This window comes from Mycolicibacterium iranicum (assembly GCF_002101705.1).
Taxonomy (GTDB): Bacteria; Actinomycetota; Actinomycetes; order Mycobacteriales; family Mycobacteriaceae; genus Mycobacterium; species Mycobacterium iranicum.
The window spans coordinates 87656-109375 of record NZ_LQPC01000032.1 but is presented as its reverse complement, the minus strand read 5'-3'; the positions used below and the strand labels follow the sequence as shown (position 1 = coordinate 109375).

Here is a 21720-nt window from a genome sequence, read left to right as displayed (position 1 = left end):
TACCCCGACGCGCCGATTCAGAACCGACGATCAGGCGTTGCTTGCATCACGATGCACTTTGACCAGCTCTTGATAGAGAAGTGCGTTTGTGCGGATTCCGGCGATTTCGTCCTCACTGAGCTCGCGGCGCACTTTCCCCGGCACCCCGGCGACCATCGAGCCGGGCGGAATCACCGCGCCCTGTGGCACCACCGCGCCCGCGGCGATCAAGGATCCGGAGCCGATGACGGCTCCGTTGAGGACCACTGCGCCCATGCCGACGAGGGCGTCGTCCTCGACGGTGCAGCCGTGCAGCACCGCGTTGTGCCCGACGCTCACGCCGGCGCCGATGCGGGCCGGGAAGCCCGGGTCGACGTGGATCGTCACGCCGTCCTGGATGTTGGTGCCCGCGCCGATCTCGATCGGTTCGGCCTCGGCGCGGATGATCGTGCCGTACCACGCGCTCGCGCGTTCGGCGAGCACGACGTGGCCGATCACGGTGGCGTTGGGCGCCACCCAGCTGTCGGGATGCAGTTCGGGTGAGCGTCCGGCGATGGACAGGATGAGTGGCTCGGCCATGGGCGTCATCGTAGGAGCACACGAGCGGCGACGAGGCAGTCGGACCAGAGCAATTCGCGGCGGCGGGGTGCGGCGTGCAATCCTCACGACGTGACAACGACGTCAAACCCGACCGCGCTCGACATCGTCGACGGGATCGATCTCAGCGGCAAGACCTGTGTCATCACCGGGGCCTCTTCGGGGCTGGGGCGCGAGTCCGCCAAGGCCTTGGCCAGCACCGGCGCACACGTCATCCTCGCCGCGCGCAACGCCGAAGCGCTCTCCGAGACCGAGGCGTGGGTGCGCAGCGAGGTCCGCGACGCGCGGCTGTCACTGATCCACCTGGACCTGACGTCACTGGCCAGCGTCGCGGCCGCCGCAGCGGAGATCAGCGAGCTGACACCCGCCGTGCATGTGCTGATGAACAACGCGGGCGTGATGTTCACGCCGCTGAGCAGGACTTGCGAGGGTTTTGAAAATCATTTCGGCACAAACCATTTGGGCCACTTCGAGCTGACCCGGCTGCTGTTTCCCGCCTTGGTCGCCGCCGACGGGGCACGGATCGTCGTGCTGTCCTCTGAGGGACACCGGATGGCCGACGTCGATTTCGCAGACCCCAACTGGGAGCACCGCGAGTACGACAAGTTCGCTGCCTACGGAGCATCCAAGACCGCCAACGTGCTTCATGCGGTCGAACTCGACCGCCGGCTGCGCGACAGCAGTGTGCGTGCGTTCGCCGTGCATCCGGGAATCGTGGCCACCTCGCTGGCCCGGCACATGACGCGTGACGACTTCACCGCCTTGAACAACGCGGGGTCCCGCGGCTCGGGCGGGCCGAAGGTCGATGTGCGCAAGCAATTCACGATGCCCGAGCACGGGGCCGCCACCCAGGTGTGGGCAGCGGTCAGCGACGAACTCGACGGCTGTGGCGCGCTGTACCTCTCGGATTGCGGCGTCGCCGCAGCGGCACCGTATGCGATGGACGAGACACGGGCTCTGGCGCTCTGGGCGCTTTCGGAACACCTCTGCACGCCGAGCGCGCGCAGCCTAGGCTCGGGTGCGTGACGACGTCGGCGAAGGTCATCTATCTTCGCTCCTACGGTGACCGCGACCGCGACGACCATGACGTGGTGCGCACCGTGCTCGACGCGACCGTCGAGTTGTTGCGCGACGTCCCGTTCGACGACCTGACCACCCGGCTGATCGCCGAGAAGGCGGGCGTCGCGCACGGTGATCTGTGCGTCTACTTCCGCTCCAAGGACGCGATCGTCGCGGAGGTTTACCTGGGCCTGCTCCGGGATGCCCCGCTGTCGGTCGATGTCGAGAAGTCGGCGCAGGCGCGGGTCGCGGTGCTGTTCCGCCAGCTGGTGACCCTGCTCGCCGATCAACCCGGACTGGCCGCGGCGTGTGCGAGCGCGATGATTTCGCACGAGACGTCGGTGCAGGCGATCCGCAAACGCATACATGCCGAACTGCATCGCCGGGTGCGCACCATGCTGGGCTCGGCGGCGTGGCCCGAAGTCGCCGAGACGCTGGAATTCGGTCTGGTGGGTGCGATGGTCCAAGCCAGCTCGGGGTCGGCGACCTTCGAAGACGCCGCGGACGACCTCGCGCGGATGGTGGCCGCGTTGTTGCCGGAAAACACAGATCCAGACTTCTGACGGCCCGGCGAGGCGTGTGAATCCGCTCTCGCCACAGCCCGGCGAATCCGCAGCTCACAGCGTTGCGGCGGCCGCGGATCGGCCCGTCGATGCCCATCCTCGACTTGGCCGTTACCAATTCGTGCACATACCATCCTTGCGACTTGACATATGTGAGGAGCACACCGTGAAGACCCGCACCAGCAAGGCCCTCGGCGTCGCGTTCAGCGCAGCCGCGATTGCCCTGTCTGTTCCGCTGGCCGTCAACGCCTACGCCGAGCCGGCAGCTCCGGTCGCCGAGATCCCCGACCCCCAGGGCCCGGAATGTGGCGCCTTCAAGGAAGCGCTGCCCAACTGGAAGGGCCTGGCGGACCTGCCCGTCAGCACTGTGTTGTCGAGCATCCCCGACATCTCCACGTTCAACTCGGCGATCTCGGGGCAGCTCAACCCGGCCGTCAACATCACCAGTGTTCTCGACAACGGGCCCTACGTCGTCTTCGCACCCACCAACGAGGCGTTCGCGGCGCTGCCGCCCGAGCAGCTCGAGGTGCTGCGCACCGATCCTGCGGCGCTCACCAGCCTGGTCTACTACCACGCCTTCCTCGGCCTGCTGGGCCCCGACGACGTGAAGGGCCAGCGCCCCACCCAGGAGGGCACCGAGATCGAGGTGACCGGTTCGGGCGGCGACATCCAGGTCAACGAAACCGTCAAGGTCGTCTGCGGGGGCATCCAGGCCCAGAACGCGCGGATCTACATCGTCGATGCGGTGCTGAACCCGGCCGACGCCCCGGCGCCGATCACGCCGACCAGCACCAGTGGCACCAGCACGACAACGACGACCACCACGACGACGCCGTCCACGCCGTTGCCCGCCGAGGTGCCGGCGTCCACGCCGGCGCCGGCCGCCGAAGCACCGATCGGCTAGTCCTTCATGTGATTTCGGCGTGCTCCGTTGCGGCTACCGCAACGGAGCACGCCGAAATCGCTTTCTCTAGAGGCCACGTCGGCGAGCCGACCTAGAGGCCAAGGTCGCGACCGATGATCTCTTTCATGATCTCGGTCGTGCCGCCGAAGATCGTCATGATGCGCCCGTCGACGTAGTCGCGGCAGACGCGGTACTCCATCATCCAGCCGTAGCCACCGTGCAGCTGCACGCACTGGTCGACGACCTTCTTGGCGACCTCGGTGGCCCACCACTTCGCCTTGGCGGCTTCGACGGCGGTCAGTTCGCCGTCGACGATGGCCTGCAGGCACCGGTCCACGTACTGCTCGGTGACGTCGAGCTCGGTGTCCATCTCCGCGAGCAGGAACCGGTTGTGCTGAAAGCTGCCGATCGGCTGACCGAAGGCCTTGCGATCCTTGGCGTATTGCAGTGTCTGGCGCCAGGTTTCGCGCGCCCCGGCGATCGCGGAGATAGCGATCGACAGCCGCTCCGAGGGCAGGTTCTGCATCAGGTGGTAGAAGCCGCCACCCACCTTGCCCAGCACGTTGGCGTTCGGCACCCGCACGTTCTCGAAGTGCAGTTCGGCGGTGTCCTGGGCGTGCATGCCCATCTTGTCGAGCTTGCGGCCACGGGTGAACCCGGGCATGTCTCGCTCGACCACCAGCAGCGTGAAACCCTTGTGGCCCGCCTCGGGATCGGTGCGGGCGACGACGACGACGAGGTCGCTGTTGATGCCCGACGAGATGAAGGTCTTGGAGCCGTTGAGAATCCAGTCGTCCCCGTCGCGAACGGCCGAGGTGCGGATGCCCGCCAGGTCACTGCCCGCGCCCGGTTCGGTCATCGCGACCGCGATGATCGTCTCGCCGCTGGCGATCCCCGGCAACCACCGTTCCTTCTGCTCGTCGGTGGTCAGGTCCTTGAAGTAGGGCGCGACGACGTCGTTGTGCAGGCTGAGCCCGGGTCCGGGCACCCCGGCCTTGGCGATCTCCTCGTCGATGATCGCGTTGAAGCGGAAGTCGTCGGTGCCCCCGCCCCCGAACTCTTCGGGCATGTTGAACCCGATGAGGCCGTGCTTGCCCGCGGCCACATAGGCCGACCTGTCGACCAGACGTTCGGCTTCCCACTTCTCGGCGTTGGGAACAAGTTCGCTCTCGATGTATCCGCGAACGGTGTCGCGGAAGGCTTCGTGCTCTTCGTCGTAGATCGTGCGCTTCATATCTCTTTCCCTACTGTGCTTACTTGGCTTTCCAGACCGGTTCGCGCTTCTGGGCGAAGGCCAACGGTCCCTCTTTGGCGTCCTCGGACGCGAAGACGACAGCGACTTCGCGCCTGGTGCGTTTCCACCCTGGCTCGTCGTCGGCGACGACACCGTCGTCGGCGCCGACGGCGACGCGCTTGCTCGCCTGTACGGCCAGCGGTGCGTTCACCGTGATCCGCTCGGCGAGTTTGAGAGCGGCCTCGAGTTCGGTCCCGTCGGGGACCACGTCGTTGATCAGGCCCCACTTCAACGCCTCGGCCGACGTGATCGGCTCACCGGTGAACATCATCTCGAGTGCCACCTTGCGCGGGATCTGATCGACGAGCCGGAACACACCGCCCGCGGCGGCGATCAGTCCCCGCTTCACCTCGGGCAGGCCGAATTTCGCGCTCTCCCCGGCGACGACGAGGTCACTGGCGAGGGCGAGCTCTGTGCCACCGCCGAGCGCGGTGCCGTTCACCGCCGCGATGGTCGGCTTGTCGATGAAGTGGCGGACGTACCCGGCGAACCCCCACTTGGGGTGGTCGGGATGCCCGATGTCTTCACCGCGGGACAACGCCTTGAGGTCGGCTCCGGCGCAGAAGGATTTGTCGCCGGATCCGGTCACCACAACCACCCAGACATCGGGGTCCTGCTGCGCCTCTTCGAGCGCATCGCCCAATGCGATCGACACCGAGGAGTTGATCGCGTTGCGGGCCTCGGGTCGGTTGATCGTGATGACCATGACGTTGCCCCGGCGCTCGACGAGAGCGCCTGGCACAGTAGCGGTTTCGGTCACAGGAGCTCCAGGATGGTGGCGTTTGCCTGGCCGCCGCCTTCGCACATTGTCTGCAGTCCGTACTGAATGCCGTTGTCGCGCATGTGGTAGAGCAGCGTGGTCATGATGCGAGCACCGGAGCCGCCCAGCGGGTGGCCCAGCGCGATCGCCCCACCGTTGGGGTTGAGCTTCTTCTCGTCGGCGCCGATGTCCTTGAGCCACGCCATCGGCACCGGTGCGAACGCCTCGTTGACCTCGAACGCGCCGATCTGATCGATACTCAGGCCGGACCGCTTGAGCGCCTTCTGCGTCGCGGGGATCGGGGCGGTGAGCATGATGACCGGGTCGGCCCCGGCCAGCACCGCGGTGTGCACCTTGGCCAGCGGCTTGAGACCGAGTTCCTTGGCCTTCTCGGCGGACATGAACAGCAGCGCCGCCGAGCCGTCGGAGATCTGAGAGCTGTTGCCCGCGTGGATGACACCGTCCTCCTTGAAGGCGGGCTTGAGCTGGCCCATCTTCTCCAGGGTGGTGCCGCGGCGGATGCCCTCGTCCTTGAGCACGGGGTTTCCGTCCTGGTCTTTGATCGCGACGATCTGATCATCGAAGGCGCCGGAATCCTGTGCGGCGGCTGCCTTTTCGTGTGAATCGAGCGAGAACTGGTCGAGCTGCGTGCGGGTCAGGCCCCACTGCTCGGCGATCATCTCCGCGCCGATGCCCTGGTTCGGCGTCTGGCTGTAGCGGTCCTTGAAACCGCCCGGGTACGGATTGCCGCCACTGGCCAGCGAGGAGCCCATCGGGGTCCGCGACATCGACTCGACGCCGCCGGCGACGACGACGTCGTAGTGGCCGGCGACCACACCGGCGGCGGCGAAGTGCACCGACTGCTGGCTCGATCCGCACTGACGGTCGACGGTCACACCGGGCACCGATTCGGGCCAGCCGGCGGTGAGCAGCGCGGTGCGGCCGATGTCGAGCGCCTGCTCGCCGGCCTGCATCACGCAGCCCCAGATGACGTCGTCGACGAGAGCCGGGTCGACGCCTGCACGCTGGACGAGACCGTTGAGTACCTGGGCGGACAGTTCGGCGGGGTGCACACCGGACAGACCTCCGTTGCGCTTGCCGACAGGCGACCGGACAGCCTCGACGATGACGGCTTCAGCCATGGGGATACTCCTTCATTGAACGGGTCTTCCCCCGAACGTAAACGAACAAGGTTTACTAGGTCAACCTACTGGTTGGTAGGTGGGTAGCAGCAGCTCAGAGCACCGGCGATCGGCCGCCGGCCGCGCGGTCGGCGGCCGCCTGCAACTCATCCCGGAACTGCGGGTGCGCGATCGCGGCGAGCGCGCGGCCACGCTCCTGCACCGTCCGGCCCTCCAGTTCGGCCGCGCCGTACTCCGTCACGATGACGTCGACATGGTGGCGCGGTGTCGTGACGACCGCGCCGGGCCCGAACCATGGCACGATCCGCGACTGCAGCGCGCCGTCCTTTTCGTAGGTCGACGGCAGGCAGATCAGCGAGCGGTCCGAGAGTTCCAGCCCGGCGCCGGCCACGAAGTCCTCGGCGCCGCCGATGCCGCTGAACTGGGTGCCGTTGATGGTGTCGGCGACGACCTGACCCTGGATGTCCACCGCGAGCGCACCATTGATCGACACCATGTTCTGGTTGGCGGCGATGACCTCCGGGGAGTTGACGATCTCGACCGGCAGGAATGCGACGTCGGTGTTTCCGTCGAGCCACTGGTAGAGATCCGCGGTGCCGAACGCAAAGGTCGTCACGCTGACACCGTCGTACAGTCCCTTGGCCGCGTTGCTGACCTTGCCCGCCCGGTGCAGTTGCATGCAGCCGTCGGTGAACATCTCGCTGTGCAGCCCGTAGTCACCGCCGTCCCCGTTGGCCAGCAGGGCCGCGATCTGACTCGGGATGGACCCGATGCCCGTCTGCAATGTCGCACCCGAACGAATGAACGACACGGCGTGCCTGGCGATCTCCTTGTCGGCATCGGTCGGCGGCGGCCCGGGCAGAACCAGTGGCGCATCCGCCGAACGGATCAGCACGTCGATCTCGTCCACGTGCAGCGCGTGCCGGTACTGATCGCCGAGGCCGAACGTGCGCGGGTAGGCGTCGGACACTTCGACCACCAATAACCGTTGCGGGTCGGCTCCGGCGCGCCGCAGTTCCTCGACCGTGCCGCCGGCATGCAGCGACAGCGAGCACCACCCGTCGCTGTCGGGGGGTGTCGCGACCGTGGTCATCACATGCGGCGACTGACGTTCCAGCAGCGGACCGAAGCGGCGGAAATCCGCCGGGGTGAACTCGATGTCGGCGCCCGCGTCGCTGAGCGCCCGCTCCAGCGGGCCGAAGAACCCGGAGAGGTAGTGCACCCCGGAACGCGAGAACAGTTCGGTGCCGACGGCGAGCAGGGCCCCGTAGACGCGCAGATCCGTCCAGTCCGTGCGCTCGCCGAGCGCACGCAGGAAAGCCGGGGGCTGGCCGGGGCCGAGCGGGATTCCGAGCGTGTCGGCGGGGTCTAGTCGCGCGGCGGCTTCATCTGCGGTGAGCTCGGTGGGCATGGCCGATACCCTGCCATGCCCACCTGGTTCGTCCCCTCGAATTCACCGAGCGGCCAACTCGCGATGTCAGGATGCCACGATGAGTTCAGGCGCCTTTGCGGTTCTCGAGGTGCCGCGGGAAACTCCGCCGGATCCGCAGGAGTACCTACAGGCGGTGATCGCCTGGCATTTCGGCGAGGACACCGGCTCGCCGTTCTGGCTGCGCGCGGTGTCGAGGCTCGACTTCGACCCGATACGCGATGTCCGCACCTACGACGACCTTCGGTTGTTCCCGAATCTGGTGGACCAGCTTCGCAATGTTGCTGTCGAAGACCTCATCCCTCGCGGCTACGGACACCCACTTCCGATCCCGCGGATCTTCGAATCAGGCGGCACCACAGGACCGCCCAAACGCACCGCGCAACTGCCCGACTGGATCGAACAGGTGACACGTTGGCAGGTCGAGGATTTCAGTGCCGGAGGCTTCGCGCCCGGCACAGGGCTACTGTGCATGATGCCCGGTGGGCCGCACGGGGTGAGCCATTTCGACCGCGTGGTCGCCGAACGGCTGGGCGCGGCGTTTCACGCGATCGATCTGGATCCGCGGTGGGTGAAAAAGGTGGCCTCCCGCGGCAATCGGGCCGCCGGGGACGAGATCGCGCGATACGTCCGGCACGTCCTCGAACAGACGCGCCACATCCTGGAAACGCAGATCGTGGCGAATCTGCATGCAACACCCCCGCTCCTGGAAGCCATCGCCAACGATGAGCGCCTCACCGAACTGGTCAATCGGCGAATCCGCTACATCCTGCTCAGCGGGGCGCACGTCGACATCGACACGATGGGGTTGTTCCGCGACATCTTCCCCGGTATATCGATCGCAATCGCGTTCGGCAGCACCATGATTCTGTCGCAGGCCGCGACGCGCATCGTTGGCGACGCGTCCGTCTTCGATCCCCGTTCGCCCTACGTCGTCTTCTGGGTGGTCGACCCCGACACCGGAGCTCAGGTGGCGTACGGGGAGCGCGGCCAGGTCGTCATGAATCATCTCAGCAAGGGGATGTTCATCCCGAACAACCTCGAGCGCGACACGGCGATCAGGTGGCCCGGACCCGAGGGCCAGCTCGGCGACTCCCTCAGCGACATCGCCCCCGTCGCCGTGTTCGACGGCGAACCGGTGATCGAGGGCGTGTACTGATCGTGGCAGGCGATCTTGTCGTGGTGGACGCGCTGGGACCCGGTGGCCGGTATCGCACCCACAGCCGTGCGATCATCGCCGACACGCGCGGCGAAGCGCTGCTCGACATGTCGGTGGTTCCGCGGCTCTATGCAACGAGAACGATTGCCGCACAACGCAAAGCTGCCCCCCTCCCCATCGCTGAACGGGCCACGACACTCGGTCGCGCCGCCGAAATCTTCGCCTCGGCGACGATCGCGGGCCTGAGCTTCGACGACTACGTCGAGCTGACCTGCCGAATCTCGGGGCTTCCGCTCACTGTTGCCAGAGCCGGAGCCGACGTGGTGGCGGAGTCACTATCGACGGCGCTCGCATCGGTGCGCGCCGCCCTCCCCGCCGGCGCCACCATGGATTGGCGAGACCAGGACGCCGGTGCAGTATGGGCGCGCCGCGGCGAGGTGCTCGCGGTGCACGCACCCGGCAATGCCCCTGGGGTACACGGCTTATGGCCGCAGGCGTTGGCGCTCGGCTTTCGCGTCGCCGTGCGACCGTCCCGGCGCGAGCCGCTCACCGCGCACCGGCTCGTCACCGCGCTGCGGCTTGCAGGTTTCGCCGACACCGACGCGTGCTATCTACCGACGGGGCACACGGGCGCCGACGCGATCGTGCGCACCGCCGACCTTGCTCTCGTCTACGGCGGCCGGGACGTCGCCGAGCGCTACGACACGGATCCAACCGTGTTCGTCAACGGGCCGGGCCGCAGCAAGATCCTCATCACCGCGGAGCAGGACTGGCGCGACCACCTCGACGTGGTGGTGGATTCAGTTGCCGCACTGGGCGGTATGGCGTGCGTCAACGCGACTGCCGTGCTCTACGAGGGTGACGCCGAGCCGCTGGCGCACGCCCTCGGCGAACGGCTGGCGCTTCTGCGGCCGCTGCCCAACGCCGACCCGCGCGCGGTGCTTCCCACGATGCCCACGGAGGGTGCCCGCGTGGTAGCCGCACATCTCGCTCGTCGAGCCGCGGCCGCGACGGCCATCCTCGGCGCCGAACAGGTGGTCGTCGATGTCGGTGACGGCTTTGCCGCCCTGCGGCCTGCGGTGCACCTGCTGTCCGCTCCGGACCCCCAGACCCTCGGTGTGGAGCTGCCTTTTCCGTGCGTCTGGGTGTCTCCGTGGTCGCGCGACGACGGGCTGACCCCACTGCGTGATTCGCTCGTGCTCACCGCGATCTCCTCCGACGACGAGCTGATCGACCGTCTCGTGCACGAACCCACGATCGGCAACGTGTACCGCGGTAGCGTCCCCACCCACCGCGCCGCCCCGGAGATCCCCCACGACGGGTTCCTCGCAGATTTCCTGATGCGCAACAAGGGATTCGCCGTCCGATAGCACCGCGCACCCACCGGTCCGTACGTTTCAAGATCTTTTTTGGCCGGCCTGCGACCGGGCGCCGAATCGCAAGTCCCGAGGCCCTGACCTGCCGTTTTTTACGACGGCGTCAGCCCGAGGCGGTCTGTTTCGCCGGAAATTCGGGTCTGGAGCGCAGGACGTAGGTCTTGACCGGCGCGAAGGCCAACCCCATTCTGACGCTGCATTTGCTCAGACGAAGCAAGCATCCACGCCTGCCATAGTGGCCAGGCCCTTCAACCATGGGGGTTGTATGTACGTTAAGTCCGCGCGCCACAACGCGATTCCGCGTTCCGTGCCCACGCACGTGGCGACCGGTGTCGCAGGCGCGGCGATGGTCGGTCTCGGCGCACTGGTTATCGCCGCGGTGGGCGCCACCGACGAACCGACGACGACCTCGGCGCACACGGCCGAGATCACGCTCGTCGCAAGCGAAGAATGCGTGCCGGGCGGGCTCATCGGGTGCGCTGGGGCCGGAAGCACCTCGACGGCAAGCCCGACGGCACTGCTCGCCGCAAGCGCCAATCCCGCCTTCCGTCCGATGATCGGCGACGGCGGCTGGCTGATCGGCAACGGCCTCGACGCCGCCGCCGACTGCGAAGGTGACGCCTGCAACGGCGGTGACGGCGGCCTCCTGTGGGGCAGCGGCGGCGCGGGCGCAGCGGGCAAGGCGGCGGTGTACGCCGAAGACGGCACCCTGATCTCGGCCGCCACCGCCGGTGGCAAGGGTGGCAACGCCGGCCTGTTCGGAGGCTCCGGTGGCGCAGGCGGCGCCGGAGGCGCCGACATCAACACCAGCGCTGCGGGCGCGAACGCCGACGCCCTCGGTGGTGCCGGCGGGGCGGGCGGCGAAGGCGCCAAGCTGTTCCCGAGCCGCGGCGGTGCCGGCGGTGCCGGCGGTGCAGCCTCGTCGCTGAACGGCAACGCGACCGGCGGTGCCGGCGGTGCGGGCGGCCGCGCCAACATCGGCCTTCCGCTGCCCGGCGAAACCCCTGAAGAGAATTACGGCCCCGGTGCGGGCGGCGCAGGTGGCTCGGCCACGGTCGGCGCTCCCGGCGCATCGGGCGGCACCGGGACCGGGGCGTCCACCCAGACCGCGACCGGCGGCAGCGGCGGCGACGGCGGCTACGGCCTGGTCTCCGGTGGCGCCACGCCGGACCTGGAAGGCAACGGCGGTAAGGGCGGGACCGGCACCGCGTACGGAGCCGGCAAGGCTGTCGGCGGCGAGGGCGGCGACGGCGGCGACCGACTGGCGTCCCGTGCGGCCAACGGCGGCAGCGGCGGCGCGGCCACCTCCGAAACGGGCACCGCCACCGGTGGTTCGGCCGGGTCCGGCGGCAGCGCCGAACTGACCGGGCTCGGCGGTCGCGGCGGCAACGGCGGCAGCGCGACCTCGACCGCGGGCGGCAACACCACCGGCGGCCGCGGCGGCAACGGCGGCGACGGCGGCAAGCTCGGCGGCAACGGCGGCGCCGGCCGCAACGGCGGCAACGCCACCGGCGGCACTGCCCGCGGCGGCAACGGCGGCACCGGCGGCGACGGTGGTTCGGCGACTGCCGAAGGCACCGGAATCGGCGGTAACGGCGGTAACGGCGGCAACGCCAGCCCGAGTGCCGGCAAGGCCGGAACGGGAGGAAACGGCGGCGCCGGTGGCCGCGGCGGAGCAGCCGACGGAAACCAGGGCAATGACGGCAACGACGGCGGTTCGAGCAGCACCTAGGTCGTAGCCGACGCTGTCAGGGCGGGTGCGGGAGTCGACAGGCTCCCGTACCCGCTTCTCATTTCCGTGACAGAATCACCGGCCGGTCACCTGCGCGTTCACCGGATGAACAAGCCACGGACACCTCACATGGTTTACTGAGTTGCACAGCTGAGTCGACCGTGGAGGAGGTGCAGTGGCTCGCAGTACCCCCCTGGCGCCGATGATCGGGCCGGACGCCGTCGCATCCCGCGCCGCCGTGCGCTCCCCCAAGACCGCTGAACTCGTCGCCGGAACGCTGCGCCGCATGGTCGTCGAGGGACAACTCAAAGACGGCGATTTTCTACCCAACGAGGCCGAACTGATGGCGCACTTCGGCGTCAGCAGGCCGACGTTGCGTGAAGCGGTCCGTGTCCTGGAGTCCGAGCGCCTCGTCGAGGTGCGACGAGGCTCCCGCACCGGGGCGCGCGTCCGGGTTCCCGGCCCCGAAGTGGTTGCCCGGCCCGCAGGTCTGCTGTTGGAACTGTCCGGGGCCACCATCGCCGACCTGCTGACCGCGAAATCGGGTATTGAGCCGATGGCGGCTCGTCTGCTTGCCGAATCAGGCTCTGCCGAAGCGTTCGACGAGCTCGAGCAGATGCTCGAAGAACTCATCACCGATGGTTACCAGTCCGCACGACTTGCCGAGGCGACCGGTGCGTTCCATCTGCGGGTGGTGCAATTGTCGGGCAACGCGACTCTGAGCATCGTCGCGGGCATGTTGCACGAGATCACGGTCAGGCACACGGCTTTCGTGTTCAACGAGCGCCGCCCCGTGTCGAAGGCCGACTACGACAAGCTGATGCGGTCCTACCGCAAGCTGATGCAGTTTCTGCGTGCCGGCGATGCCGCCGGCGCGGAGGCGCACTGGCGCAAGCATCTCGACACCTCGCGCGAGCTGTTGCTGACGGGCCTGGAGAGCGTGCCCGTGCGCGACGTGATGGGCTGACGACCCTCGCACACCGCGACGAGTTGCGGAGCGCTGTGGCGGCTTTCGCCATGATTTTCCGCCATGGCGTTACGCAAACCGGCCGTCAGGCGTCGGCGGCGTCTTTCTGCCATGTCACGTGGACCGGCACGGTGTCGTCCCACGGCTGGCGGGTGACCATGTCGGCGACCATCACGTAGCCACGCTCGAATTCTCCGGTCGCGGCGTCGACGAGGCGATATTCCTGGCGCTGCTTGTGAATCGGCTGCGCGTCGAGCAGCAGCACCCGCACTTCGCCCGGCTCGAAATGGCACCGCTTCTGCAGCGCGGCGATCAGCTGCTCGTTGTGCATGTGGCCGTCGCCGAAGTTCCATCCGATCGCGGTGCTGCAGATCCGCTCGCCGTCGGTGAGCACGTAGTCGGATTCGTCGACCTCGGCGGAGCCGGGATTTCGGCCGGGGCCGGCCATCGCCCGGTGCGCCAACGTGAACATCGCCCGGCCGTGGGTGTTGAACGAGCGGAACGCATACCCCATATAGAGATACATTTCGGCGGTTTCCTTGCTGCCGTAGAACTTCTCCATCTGGGCGGCAGGCATGCTCGCGATCGCGACGATGCCGTTGGTGATTTTTTCCGCCGCGGATGGTTTCACACACCAAAGTGAGGTGTCCCAGTTGCCGGCGTAGTAGCGCATGCCGGGCAGAAAGGAAACCTTGCGGGGGAAGAGGTTTCCGACGACGACGGTGCCTGCGACAGCGGCGAACAGCACGATGGGCCACGGGCTGTTCAGGTCCCCGAGGCCGACGCCGGCGTTGCCGACGAACAGTGCCAGCACGCTGAACTGCATGAAGACGTTCCATTCCAGCGGCACTCCCATCGGGATGGCCGACAGGATGCCGAGGTGGAACACCAACATGACGAATGCCGCGATGTAGGTCGGCCAGCCGCCGTGGCTGAAAAACAGCGCGAGCGGCACCAGCATCTCGATGGCTGTCGAGAAGTGGGCCAGCACCCGTGAGGCCCGGCCGGGGCGCAGGTCATCCGGGAAGTGCTCGAAGAACTTCCGTTTGATCCACCGCGGCCGCATCACCGGGTTGTTGCTCATCATCGTGGAGATGACGAACGGGAAATGCTTGTTGAGTTTCGATGTCGCGGCGCCCATCCAGATCACCAGGCACACCAGCTTGGCGGCGATGATGATGTCGGCGCCGCTGAACAGAAAGCACACGGCCAGCGAGCCGTACACCTCTCCGCGGGCGGCCAAAAAGATCACCTTGTCGCGCAGGCCGGCGACGATGAGCAGGCCGATGATCGTCGCGGTCTGCCATACGGGAAGGACGCCGACCTCCGAACCGATCTCAGGGATGGGGCCGGTACCGTTCGATGCGAGCGCAACCACCAGCATGACCAGAAGCGCGGCATAGAGTGCGACGTCCAGCGGTGTGCGGGTGTCGCCTGCTGTCAGGGGCACGCGGTTGGGCCACGGGGGCAGCCGAATGGTCTTCGGCCGCAGCCAGTACAGGATCGACCCCATCGGGGGGAAGAAGCGGTTGTTGAGCGGACCGAAGCCGCAGCCGAGACCGACGACCTCGAAGAGCATCGTGTAGAAGACGACCTTCTGGTACACGATCGGCTCGTGGTACCACGCCGTCACATTGGTGAAACCGTCTATACCGGTCGTGGTGGCAACGACGATCACCCACGCCATGAGGATGTAGAGAAGGATCTTCACGACATAGAACAGGTGCATAACGACCGGTGTGCCGAAGCCGACCTCGGCCCAGTGTCGGGCCATCGGGACGATCCGCTCGGCGCGGGTGCCCTTGCTCCATTCCGCATAGTCGACGACGGGCGCGTCCTGTTTGAGAAAACCCATGCCGGTTAGATTAGAACGTGTTCCAATTCGGCTGGCGCGAACGTCTGCAAAAGGCGACGAATTATGCGCTTTGCTTGGCTGGCGGCCGGTAGAAGATCACCAGCTGGCCGATGCCACCTGCTAGTCCGAGGACCGCGGCGATCGCCAGCCCCCACCAGCCGTGCAGGTAGTCGTAGACCGCAGAGTTGCGCAACAGCGCGTAGTCGAGGCTGAGCTTGCCCGCGCCGGTGGTGGCGATGCCGACAGCCGAGGCGGCCAGCACCAGGTTGTATTCCCAGCCCTCCTTGACGATGAAGAAGCCGTTCGCCTTGTGGACGGTCCAGGCGGCGACGAACATCAGCGCGACGAAACCGGCGGCGGGGATCGGGGTGAGCAGACCGACAGCCAGCCCGAGGCCCGCGGCCATCTCGGTGGTTGCAGCCACACGGGCGTGGAACATGCCCGGCTTCATCCCCATGCTGTCGAACCAGCCGGCGGTGCCCTTGAGCCCGCCCTTGCCGAAGAACTTGTTGTAGCCGTGGGCAGCCATGGTCAGGCCGAGGACGACGCGCAGGATCAGGAGTCCGACATCGTAGGCAGTCATGTAACAAAACTTAGAACATCTGTTACGTCGCCGCGCACCCCCCTCATGCCGCGGGTACCCAGTTGCCGTGGAATCCGGCAGGTACGCGGTGAGGTAGATGAATGCGTGCGACGTCCTCCAGAGTGCCCGCATCGAGAATGGCCAGCTCGCTGCGGTCGCTCGCGCGATCGTAGACGTAACCCATCACCACCCCGTCGTCCTCGGCGACGTCCGTCGTGGCCGGGTGGAAGACGAACTCCCCCACTGCTTTTCCGGTACCGAACGAGCGGCTGACGGACCCGTTCCCGATGAGGTCATGTTTGAGCAGCGTGCCGGTGGTGTCGGCGCCGGTGGTGACCTGCGGCGCGTAGCCGTAGCGGTGCCGTTTCCCGACCAACCGTTCGTCGACGCGGGGAAACTCCTGCCCTCGATCGTCGATCCGTGATTCACGCACCTTGCCGTCGGCCAGGTCGACCGTCCACCTGTCCAGGGTCGGCGGCCCCTCGTTGGGGCCAAGGTGGTCGGTCGCGAACATTTTCTGATGCCGTACGACGTCGAGGACGATGGTGTTGTCCCCGGGTGAGTCGTAGGCGTTCATCGGGTGAAAGACGTAACACGGCTCCACGTCGAACCATCGGACGTCGGCGTTCGTGCCCTCCCTGGGCATGACGCCGATGCGGGCCGGATACTTCGCATTCCAGGAGTACGGGAAGCTGTGGTCCGACGACGGGGTCCGCGGTTTGCGCGCCTTGATCGGGTCAGGCGTACGCACCGAGTCATCAACGCCGACAACATCAATCGGGCGGGCAGCCGCAGGCCGCGCGGGACCGTCAGTTCGACGGCCTGACGCACGTCGAAGGTGACCGGCAGGTCGTAGAGGATCACATGCTTTTCGGTCAGCGAGAAGTCGTGCATCATCGGGCAGCCCGTGACCTCGATGTCGACGGTTCGTCTGGCACGTCCGTCGGCGCCGATGACCGAGTACTGCACCGTGTTGCCGTGCAGGACGCGGTACGACACCGCATGCAGCTCGCCGGTGTCAGGGTCCCGTTTGGGGTGCGCGGTGTAGCCGCCGGTCAGGGTGCCGTCGAAATCGCAGACGCCCACGGTGTCCAGCTCGTCGGTCAGCTCATAGTTGGCGACGCCGGCTTCGATGAGCGCCAACGTCTTTCCCGCATGCCCGATCACATTGGTGTTCGCCCCGACCGAGGCGGTGCCGAAATGCCCCCCACGCCTGGGCTCACCCAGCAGCCGCGCCGCCTGCGGCCCCCGCACCCACCGATTGCGGTACCACTCGGCCTTGCCGTCGCGGATCCGGATGCCGTGGACCATGCCGTCGCCGACGAACCAGTGATAGAGCTCGGGATCGATCTCCTCGATCGGGTTCGGGCCGTTGCGTAGATACCGTCCGTCCAGATAGTCCGGGATCGCCCCCGTGACCGTCAGGTCGGTCAGCGTGTACTCCCGCGAAAGCGGGGCCATCGCCCCCTCGCGATATCGATTTCCCATCGCCACACTCCTATAACAGCGTTATAAGTTCATTGTGTATAACACCGTTATGGCAGCATGGCAACCATGGGTTCCGAGCGTGAGACCGTGCGTGACCGGCTTGTCGCAGCCGGGATCCGGCTGATGGAACGCGACGGGCTTGCCGCGCTGAGCGCGCGCAGCATCACCTCCGAAGCCGGCACGTCGACGATGGCGTTGTACACCCACCTCGGGGGCATGCCCGGGTTGGTCGACGCGATCGCGGTCGAGGTGTTCCTCGGATTCACCCAGGTGCTCACCGAAGTCCCCGAGACCGACGATCCGGTCGCCGACTTTCTGTCGATGGGGCTGGCGTATCACCAGTACGCACTCGCGAATCCGGCACGCTATCAACTGATCTTCGGCGCCACCTCCCCCGCGTCGGTGGCCAAGTTCCGCACCGACATCACCGTCTCCGGCAGCGCGACCAACCGCGCCGAATGGACCGCATCGTTCGGGGCGCTGCACAACGCGGTGCACCGGATGATGGATGCCGGACGAATCCGCGACGACGACGAACTCGCGGTCGCAGGCCGGCTGTGGAGCATCAACCACGGTGCCGTGATGTTGGAACTCGCGGGCTTCTTCGGCCACGAAGGTCACGGCCTCGCGCAGATCCTCGGGCCTCTCATCATCGACGCACTTGTCGGCATGGGTGATGAGCGGGACGCCGCGATGCGATCGATGGAGGCGGTGATCGCGTCGCTGAGCGAGCAGGACTAGTGAAGCTCGCCGGCCAGTCGTTCGACATAGGCATCGATGTCGCCGATGCACGATTCGGCCCCGTGCACGCTGACCGTGACCGTGTCAGCGATGCCGTGTACACCATGGGTCACGCCCATCATCGGAGACAGCGCCGGCAACGCGGCGGTGAGCACCACGGGAGCGCCCCCGAACGTCAAGTCCCCGGGACCGCGGTTCACACTCGAGACCACGGTGTTGCCGATGACCGTGTCCCACCGCGTCGCGGGATCGAATTTCCCTACGCCCCAACGCAACAACGGTGCGGGCAGAGCGTCAAACGCCGCAGCCTCGGCAAGCATCGCCGGATGCGCCGCGCGACGCCGGCGAGCAGCGAGTTCGGTGGCGATCAACTGAACGCGAAGACCGAATTCGGCGTCGGGATAGAGCCCCACCCCGACATTGCCGTAATGGTTGTTCGACCGTCGCGGGCCCCTTTTCGCCATGGGCACCTCGGCCCCGAGCTGCGACGGGTCGTCACCGAGTTCGCGAAGATGGGCGGCCAGGGCGGTGCCGATCGCGGCCAGCACGCCCACTGTGACCGTCGGGCCGCGGATCTCACGGCGCCCACATACCACCGTCCGTAGCTGCCGGTTCCCTTCGGGGCTTCGATTCGTGCGCAGCACCGGACGCGGAAATGCCTGCGAGGGAACCAAACCCGACTCGGTGTCGCGCATCAGCCTGCGGTGAGCGCGTGCCGCGCCGAACGCGAGTACAGGCATGGCCGCCGGTGAACTGCGTGTCGAGGCCACCGACGGTACGTCGCCGTCGCGGCCCAAGAGCCGAGCCGCCAGGGCAGACGACCGGATACCGTCACCGAGGGCGTGGCTGATCTGCAGCACGGCGACGGCGCCTGCGCCCGTCGCACCCGGAAGTCCTTCGACGTCCGGAAAGACATGCAGCCGCCACGTGCGCACCCGCGCATCGAGCTGGTCGTCGGCCAGTGCCGAGACAGCGATCAGGCAACCCGCCCATGTCGGGTCGTCGAGAGCGTGCACGACGAATTGGTCCTGATCGACCTCCCGAGACGCCCACGCCGGATAGGTCCAGAATCCCCCATCGTCGATACGCAACCGCAGGTCCTCGCACGCTCGCGCCCGGTCGCGGACGGCGCCGAGCGCGTCGTCGAGGCAGGTCGCTGCGCGCCCGAACGCGAACAGCAGAAACTGGTCGCTGGGGACCGCACCGGACATCCAGTAGGTCTGAGCGTCGACCGCCGTGAGCCGCCGCGCCGTCATGAGCCCCAGGGCAGGCCACGCGGCCCGCAGCCGCGCCGCCCGCTAGACAGGGTCGAACTGGGAGATCAGCCAGCGATGGTCGACCTTCTCCAGCGTGACCCGCACGCTGGAGGCGGTGTCGGTCGGCGGGTCCTGGCCCACCGTCACCGTCTGGTTCACGAACAGCAGAACCACTGCCTCGTCGCTCGACAGCGATACCGACGCCGCGGCGGGCACCGTCGCGATCGCCGAGATCTGCTTCTCCCTGGCGCCGGGGATCACCACGTCGTTGGTCAGTGACGTGTAGGACTCCCGGAACTCGCCGGTGAGCAGGTCGCGGGCGGCGCCCAGCTGCTCCTCGACTTTGTCGGGCGTGTAGGACAGCAGGGCGATCGTGCCCTCGCGGGCCGCCTGCACCGTGGTCTCGGCGAGCGAGGGGTGACTGGTGGGTTCGGCGGACATCGTGCCGGCACGGTTGGTGTCGTCGAGCCACTTCAGGTATCCGGCGCCCGCCGCAAGCACCAGAGCCAGGGCGGGTAGCACCACGAACGCGACGAGGCGTGACCACTGGATCCCGCGCTTCGCGGGTGACGTCAGGGCAGGCTCCTCGACGCCCTCTGACTCCTCGATCTCCTCCGCCTCGGTGTCCGCGGCTGCGGTCTCCTCGACGGTCTCCTCTGCGGTGTCGTCTGCCACGGTATCGGTCGCCTCGTCGCCTTTCACGTCTTCGGTCACGGTACGAACTCCACGTTCGACACCTTGGCGTCTCCGTCGATGTCCTGCACCGAAATTCGCATCCGCCACGCCCGCGGTTGTTGCTCAGGGGCACCGGCGTTCGTCGTCTGGACCGTCACCGCGACCAGAACCTGGGCCTCGTTCTCGCTTGCCGACTCGATACCGGCCTCGGCGATGGTGCCCACTGACTTCGACTGCGCCTGCTTCACGACCTCGACGAACGGCTCCGCCCGCTGCTGGAACTCGTCGTAGAAAGAACCCGTCGCCGAGTCCAGGATGCGCTGCACGTCGGCGTCGGCCGTCTCATAGCCGATCGTCGTCAGGTTCAGCGCACCCTGCCGGCCAACCTGCAGGAACACGTTGCGCTGCTCCTCGGCGCGGTGCGACTCGTAGGTGCGGTAGCCCAGCCACCCCACGAGGCCCGCGAGGGCCAATACGCCGACCAGTCCGGCGATGAGCGCCAACGAGACATGCGACCTCGGCGCCTTCGGGGGCGCACCGTCCTCGTCACCGGATTCATCGGCCTCCGCTTCGTCGTCAGCGCCGTCCTCGTCAGCCTCCGCTTCAGCCTCGGCGTCGTGGCCAGCGTCGCCCTCCGCGGTGTCGACCCGCTCCGCGGCGTCCTCGTCAGCCGGCTGGACTTCCTTCGCCGTCTCCGTCAGTTCCCCGTCGGGGGCAGCAGCATCGTCTGCCATGTTTGCTCCTCATTGGCACCCTGGCCCAGGTTGGACTGCGTATACACACGTCCGTCCGGTCCAACGTACGTGCCGTTCGCGGGATCATATTCGGCGGCCGCCATCGGCGGCGGCGCCGGACCCGCGGGCGGAGCCGCTTCTGCAGGTGGCGTACCGGGCGGCAACTGGGGAACGGCCTGCCCGGACAGCGTCGCGTTCGGGTCGCCCTTCCAGTTGTAGCCGTCGTTCAACGGCACGTAGTTCTCGTTGCTCTCACACATCTTGGCGGTCGGTGCACGCTTGCCCGGCACCGTGACGCACGGGATGTTGCGGGCGCCGCGCACGTTGAACGCCCCGTCCTGCGGTACCCGGCAGTACACGTCACCCGCAGGCCGGTCGGGGTAGTCCTCGAACGTCGGTGGCCTCTGCTGCTGAGGGGGCAGGAAGCCGGTGTTGCAGGGGGGCGGGATGTTGAGGTTCAGATTCAGGGTGAGGTAGTCACCCATGTAGTCCTGCTTGGTGCCGTTCTTGGCGACACCCACCGCCTGGGTCACCGCGGTGCCCTGGGGCAGCAGAACGAGCAGCTGCTCGAGGTTCGGCTGGTACGTGACGGCGACTTCGCCGACGCTGACCAGGTTGGCGAGCACCACCGGCAGCGTGGGTTGCAGCTGATCGAACAGCGCCCGCACCTCTTCGGCCGCGCCGGGCCCGCTGCTCAGGATGCCCGACACCGACTGGTCTTCACGCTGCAGCTGACCCGTGATGTTCGCCAGGTTCGACGCCCAGGCCTGGATCGAGCCCGACGTGTCGGTCTGCGAATCGAGCACCGGCTGCACCTGGTCGATCACGGTGGTCAGCGAATCCAGGTTCTGTCTGGCATCGATCGCCAGCTGGGACGACCCGTTGACCAGCCGGCGCAGTTCGGGGCCGAGTCCGCCGACCGCCAGGTAGGACTCGTCGATCACCGTCTTCAGGTTCTCCTGCGGGATCGCCCGCAGGCCCTCGTTGGTCAGTTCCAACACGGTGTTCACGTCCGGTGGCACCCGCGCGCGATCGCGGGGTATGACGTCCCCGTCGCGCAGCACGGGCCCCGCACCGCTCTGCGGCACGAGTTCGACGAACTGCTCACCGACCGCCGACTGGCTGCGCACCGATGCGATGAGGTCGGCGGGGATCTCGACACCCGAGTCGAGCGACAACCGAGCCTCGACCCCGCGGTCGGTGAGGCCGACGCCTTCCACGATGCCAACCTGCGACCCGCGGTAGGTCACGTTGCCCCGTTCATAGAGGCCACCGGTCTCGGGTAGCTCGAGGATGACGTTGTACTGGCCGATACCCAGCATCGCCGGCAATCGCATGTACCCGAAAACCATGATGCCCAAGGCTGTTACGGCCAGCACCGCGAAGATCGTGAGCTGGATGAGGATCTGTCGTGTCAGTCTCATGCG

Annotated in this window: 19 protein-coding genes and 1 pseudogene; 8 read left to right on the top strand and 12 right to left on the bottom strand. The window is 67.3% G+C overall.

The window, feature by feature from the left end:
- Positions 1 to 30: 30 nt before the first annotated feature.
- Positions 31 to 558, bottom strand: a complete 528-nt coding sequence (locus AWC12_RS17640; RefSeq protein ID WP_024448194.1) for a gamma carbonic anhydrase family protein — start codon at positions 556 to 558, stop codon at positions 31 to 33.
- Positions 559 to 648: 90 nt separating this feature from the next.
- Between AWC12_RS17640 and AWC12_RS17635 the strand changes: the two genes are divergently transcribed.
- From AWC12_RS17635 to AWC12_RS17625, 3 genes are all read left to right on the top strand, one after another.
- Positions 649 to 1602: an SDR family NAD(P)-dependent oxidoreductase gene (locus AWC12_RS17635; RefSeq protein WP_085175876.1), complete on the top strand. Its 954-nt coding sequence runs from the start codon at positions 649 to 651 to the stop codon at positions 1600 to 1602.
- Positions 1599 to 2198, top strand: coding sequence for a TetR/AcrR family transcriptional regulator (locus AWC12_RS17630; RefSeq protein WP_085175874.1), 600 nt, complete (start codon positions 1599 to 1601; stop codon positions 2196 to 2198). Before AWC12_RS17635 ends, AWC12_RS17630 begins: the two co-directional genes overlap by 4 nt.
- A 166-nt stretch (positions 2199 to 2364) precedes the next feature.
- Entirely contained in the window at positions 2365 to 3102 is a 738-nt protein-coding gene (locus AWC12_RS17625) for a fasciclin domain-containing protein (RefSeq protein WP_085175872.1), read from the top strand.
- A gap of 91 nt (positions 3103 to 3193) precedes the next feature.
- Here the strand turns inward: AWC12_RS17625 and AWC12_RS17620 are convergent, their stop codons facing one another.
- The 4 genes from AWC12_RS17620 to AWC12_RS17605 form a co-directional block, all read right to left on the bottom strand.
- Complete coding sequence (locus tag AWC12_RS17620) at positions 3194 to 4336, bottom strand: acyl-CoA dehydrogenase family protein (RefSeq protein ID WP_024447974.1); 1143 nt, start codon at positions 4334 to 4336, stop codon at positions 3194 to 3196.
- 19 nt (positions 4337 to 4355) lie between these two features.
- Positions 4356 to 5156 carry a crotonase/enoyl-CoA hydratase family protein gene (locus AWC12_RS17615; protein WP_024447973.1) on the bottom strand — a complete coding sequence of 267 codons (801 nt, stop codon included), beginning with the start codon at positions 5154 to 5156 and terminating at the stop codon, positions 4356 to 4358.
- The gene (locus AWC12_RS17610; RefSeq protein WP_024447972.1) at positions 5153 to 6298 is read right to left on the bottom strand and encodes a thiolase family protein; all 1146 of its coding nucleotides are present in this window, start codon (positions 6296 to 6298) and stop codon (positions 5153 to 5155) included. The genes AWC12_RS17615 and AWC12_RS17610 overlap by 4 nt, the downstream gene beginning before the upstream one ends.
- A gap of 94 nt (positions 6299 to 6392) precedes the next feature.
- Positions 6393 to 7709: an acetyl-CoA hydrolase/transferase family protein gene (locus AWC12_RS17605; RefSeq protein ID WP_085175870.1), complete on the bottom strand. Its 1317-nt coding sequence runs from the start codon at positions 7707 to 7709 to the stop codon at positions 6393 to 6395.
- A gap of 79 nt (positions 7710 to 7788) precedes the next feature.
- Here AWC12_RS17605 and AWC12_RS17600 point away from each other — a divergent pair, with 79 nt between their 5' ends.
- From AWC12_RS17600 to AWC12_RS17585, 4 genes are all read left to right on the top strand, one after another.
- Entirely contained in the window at positions 7789 to 8886 is a 1098-nt protein-coding gene (locus tag AWC12_RS17600) for a phenylacetate--CoA ligase family protein (protein ID WP_085175868.1), read from the top strand.
- A 2-nt stretch (positions 8887 to 8888) separates the two neighbouring features.
- Positions 8889 to 10256: an aldehyde dehydrogenase family protein gene (locus AWC12_RS17595; RefSeq protein ID WP_024447969.1), complete on the top strand. Its 1368-nt coding sequence runs from the start codon at positions 8889 to 8891 to the stop codon at positions 10254 to 10256.
- A gap of 313 nt (positions 10257 to 10569) precedes the next feature.
- On the top strand, positions 10570 to 11994 hold the full coding sequence (locus tag AWC12_RS31115; RefSeq protein WP_207576450.1) for a hypothetical protein: 1425 nt from the start codon (positions 10570 to 10572) through the stop codon (positions 11992 to 11994).
- 175 nt (positions 11995 to 12169) lie between these two features.
- Complete coding sequence (locus AWC12_RS17585; protein ID WP_024447529.1) at positions 12170 to 12961, top strand: FadR/GntR family transcriptional regulator; 792 nt, start codon at positions 12170 to 12172, stop codon at positions 12959 to 12961.
- Positions 12962 to 13046: 85 nt separating this feature from the next.
- Here the strand turns inward: AWC12_RS17585 and AWC12_RS17580 are convergent, their stop codons facing one another.
- The 3 genes and pseudogenes from AWC12_RS17580 to AWC12_RS17570 all read right to left on the bottom strand — a co-directional run bounded on the left by AWC12_RS17580 (position 13047) and on the right by AWC12_RS17570 (position 16887).
- Positions 13047 to 14816, bottom strand: a complete 1770-nt coding sequence (locus AWC12_RS17580; protein ID WP_085175866.1) for a DUF3556 domain-containing protein — start codon at positions 14814 to 14816, stop codon at positions 13047 to 13049.
- A 61-nt stretch (positions 14817 to 14877) separates the two neighbouring features.
- A complete protein-coding gene (locus tag AWC12_RS17575; protein WP_024447531.1) occupies positions 14878 to 15399 on the bottom strand; it encodes a DoxX family protein in 522 nt (173 codons plus the stop codon).
- A 43-nt stretch (positions 15400 to 15442) separates the two neighbouring features.
- Positions 15443 to 16887, bottom strand: a pseudogene (locus AWC12_RS17570) (carotenoid oxygenase family protein).
- Between the two features lie 66 nt (positions 16888 to 16953).
- Between AWC12_RS17570 and AWC12_RS17565 the strand changes: the two are divergent.
- Positions 16954 to 17628 carry a TetR/AcrR family transcriptional regulator gene (locus AWC12_RS17565; protein ID WP_085175864.1) on the top strand — a complete coding sequence of 225 codons (675 nt, stop codon included), beginning with the start codon at positions 16954 to 16956 and terminating at the stop codon, positions 17626 to 17628.
- Here AWC12_RS17565 and AWC12_RS17560 read toward each other — a convergent pair.
- Genes AWC12_RS17560 through AWC12_RS17545 form a run of 4 tightly spaced genes read right to left on the bottom strand, consistent with a single transcriptional unit; the run spans position 17625 to position 21717 of the window.
- Positions 17625 to 18884, bottom strand: a complete 1260-nt coding sequence (locus AWC12_RS17560) for a wax ester/triacylglycerol synthase domain-containing protein (RefSeq protein WP_024447534.1) — start codon at positions 18882 to 18884, stop codon at positions 17625 to 17627. The genes AWC12_RS17565 and AWC12_RS17560 overlap by 4 nt on opposite strands.
- A gap of 42 nt (positions 18885 to 18926) precedes the next feature.
- Positions 18927 to 19598, bottom strand: a complete 672-nt coding sequence (locus AWC12_RS17555; protein WP_024447535.1) for an Rv1363c family protein — start codon at positions 19596 to 19598, stop codon at positions 18927 to 18929.
- Entirely contained in the window at positions 19595 to 20293 is a 699-nt protein-coding gene (locus AWC12_RS17550) for an Rv1363c family protein (protein WP_024447536.1), read from the bottom strand. Before AWC12_RS17550 ends, AWC12_RS17555 begins: the two co-directional genes overlap by 4 nt.
- Positions 20257 to 21717 carry an MCE family protein gene (locus AWC12_RS17545; RefSeq protein WP_085175862.1) on the bottom strand — a complete coding sequence of 487 codons (1461 nt, stop codon included), beginning with the start codon at positions 21715 to 21717 and terminating at the stop codon, positions 20257 to 20259. The genes AWC12_RS17550 and AWC12_RS17545 overlap by 37 nt, the downstream gene beginning before the upstream one ends.
- Positions 21718 to 21720 lie beyond the last annotated feature (3 nt).

Coding starts and splice junctions, on each gene's coding strand:
- AWC12_RS17545 (WP_085175862.1), bottom strand. CDS start 21,717: ATGAGACTGACACGACAGATCCTCATCCAGCTCACGATCTTCGCGGTG.
- AWC12_RS17580 (WP_085175866.1), bottom strand. CDS start 14,816: ATGGGTTTTCTCAAACAGGACGCGCCCGTCGTCGACTATGCGGAATGG.
- AWC12_RS17640 (WP_024448194.1), bottom strand. CDS start 558: ATGGCCGAGCCACTCATCCTGTCCATCGCCGGACGCTCACCCGAACTG.
- AWC12_RS17610 (WP_024447972.1), bottom strand. CDS start 6,298: ATGGCTGAAGCCGTCATCGTCGAGGCTGTCCGGTCGCCTGTCGGCAAG.
- AWC12_RS17600 (WP_085175868.1), top strand. CDS start 7,789: ATGAGTTCAGGCGCCTTTGCGGTTCTCGAGGTGCCGCGGGAAACTCCG.
- AWC12_RS17575 (WP_024447531.1), bottom strand. CDS start 15,399: ATGACTGCCTACGATGTCGGACTCCTGATCCTGCGCGTCGTCCTCGGC.
- AWC12_RS17565 (WP_085175864.1), top strand. CDS start 16,954: ATGGGTTCCGAGCGTGAGACCGTGCGTGACCGGCTTGTCGCAGCCGGG.
- AWC12_RS17560 (WP_024447534.1), bottom strand. CDS start 18,884: ATGACGGCGCGGCGGCTCACGGCGGTCGACGCTCAGACCTACTGGATG.
- AWC12_RS17620 (WP_024447974.1), bottom strand. CDS start 4,336: ATGAAGCGCACGATCTACGACGAAGAGCACGAAGCCTTCCGCGACACC.
- AWC12_RS17605 (WP_085175870.1), bottom strand. CDS start 7,709: ATGCCCACCGAGCTCACCGCAGATGAAGCCGCCGCGCGACTAGACCCC.
- AWC12_RS17550 (WP_024447536.1), bottom strand. CDS start 20,293: ATGGCAGACGATGCTGCTGCCCCCGACGGGGAACTGACGGAGACGGCG.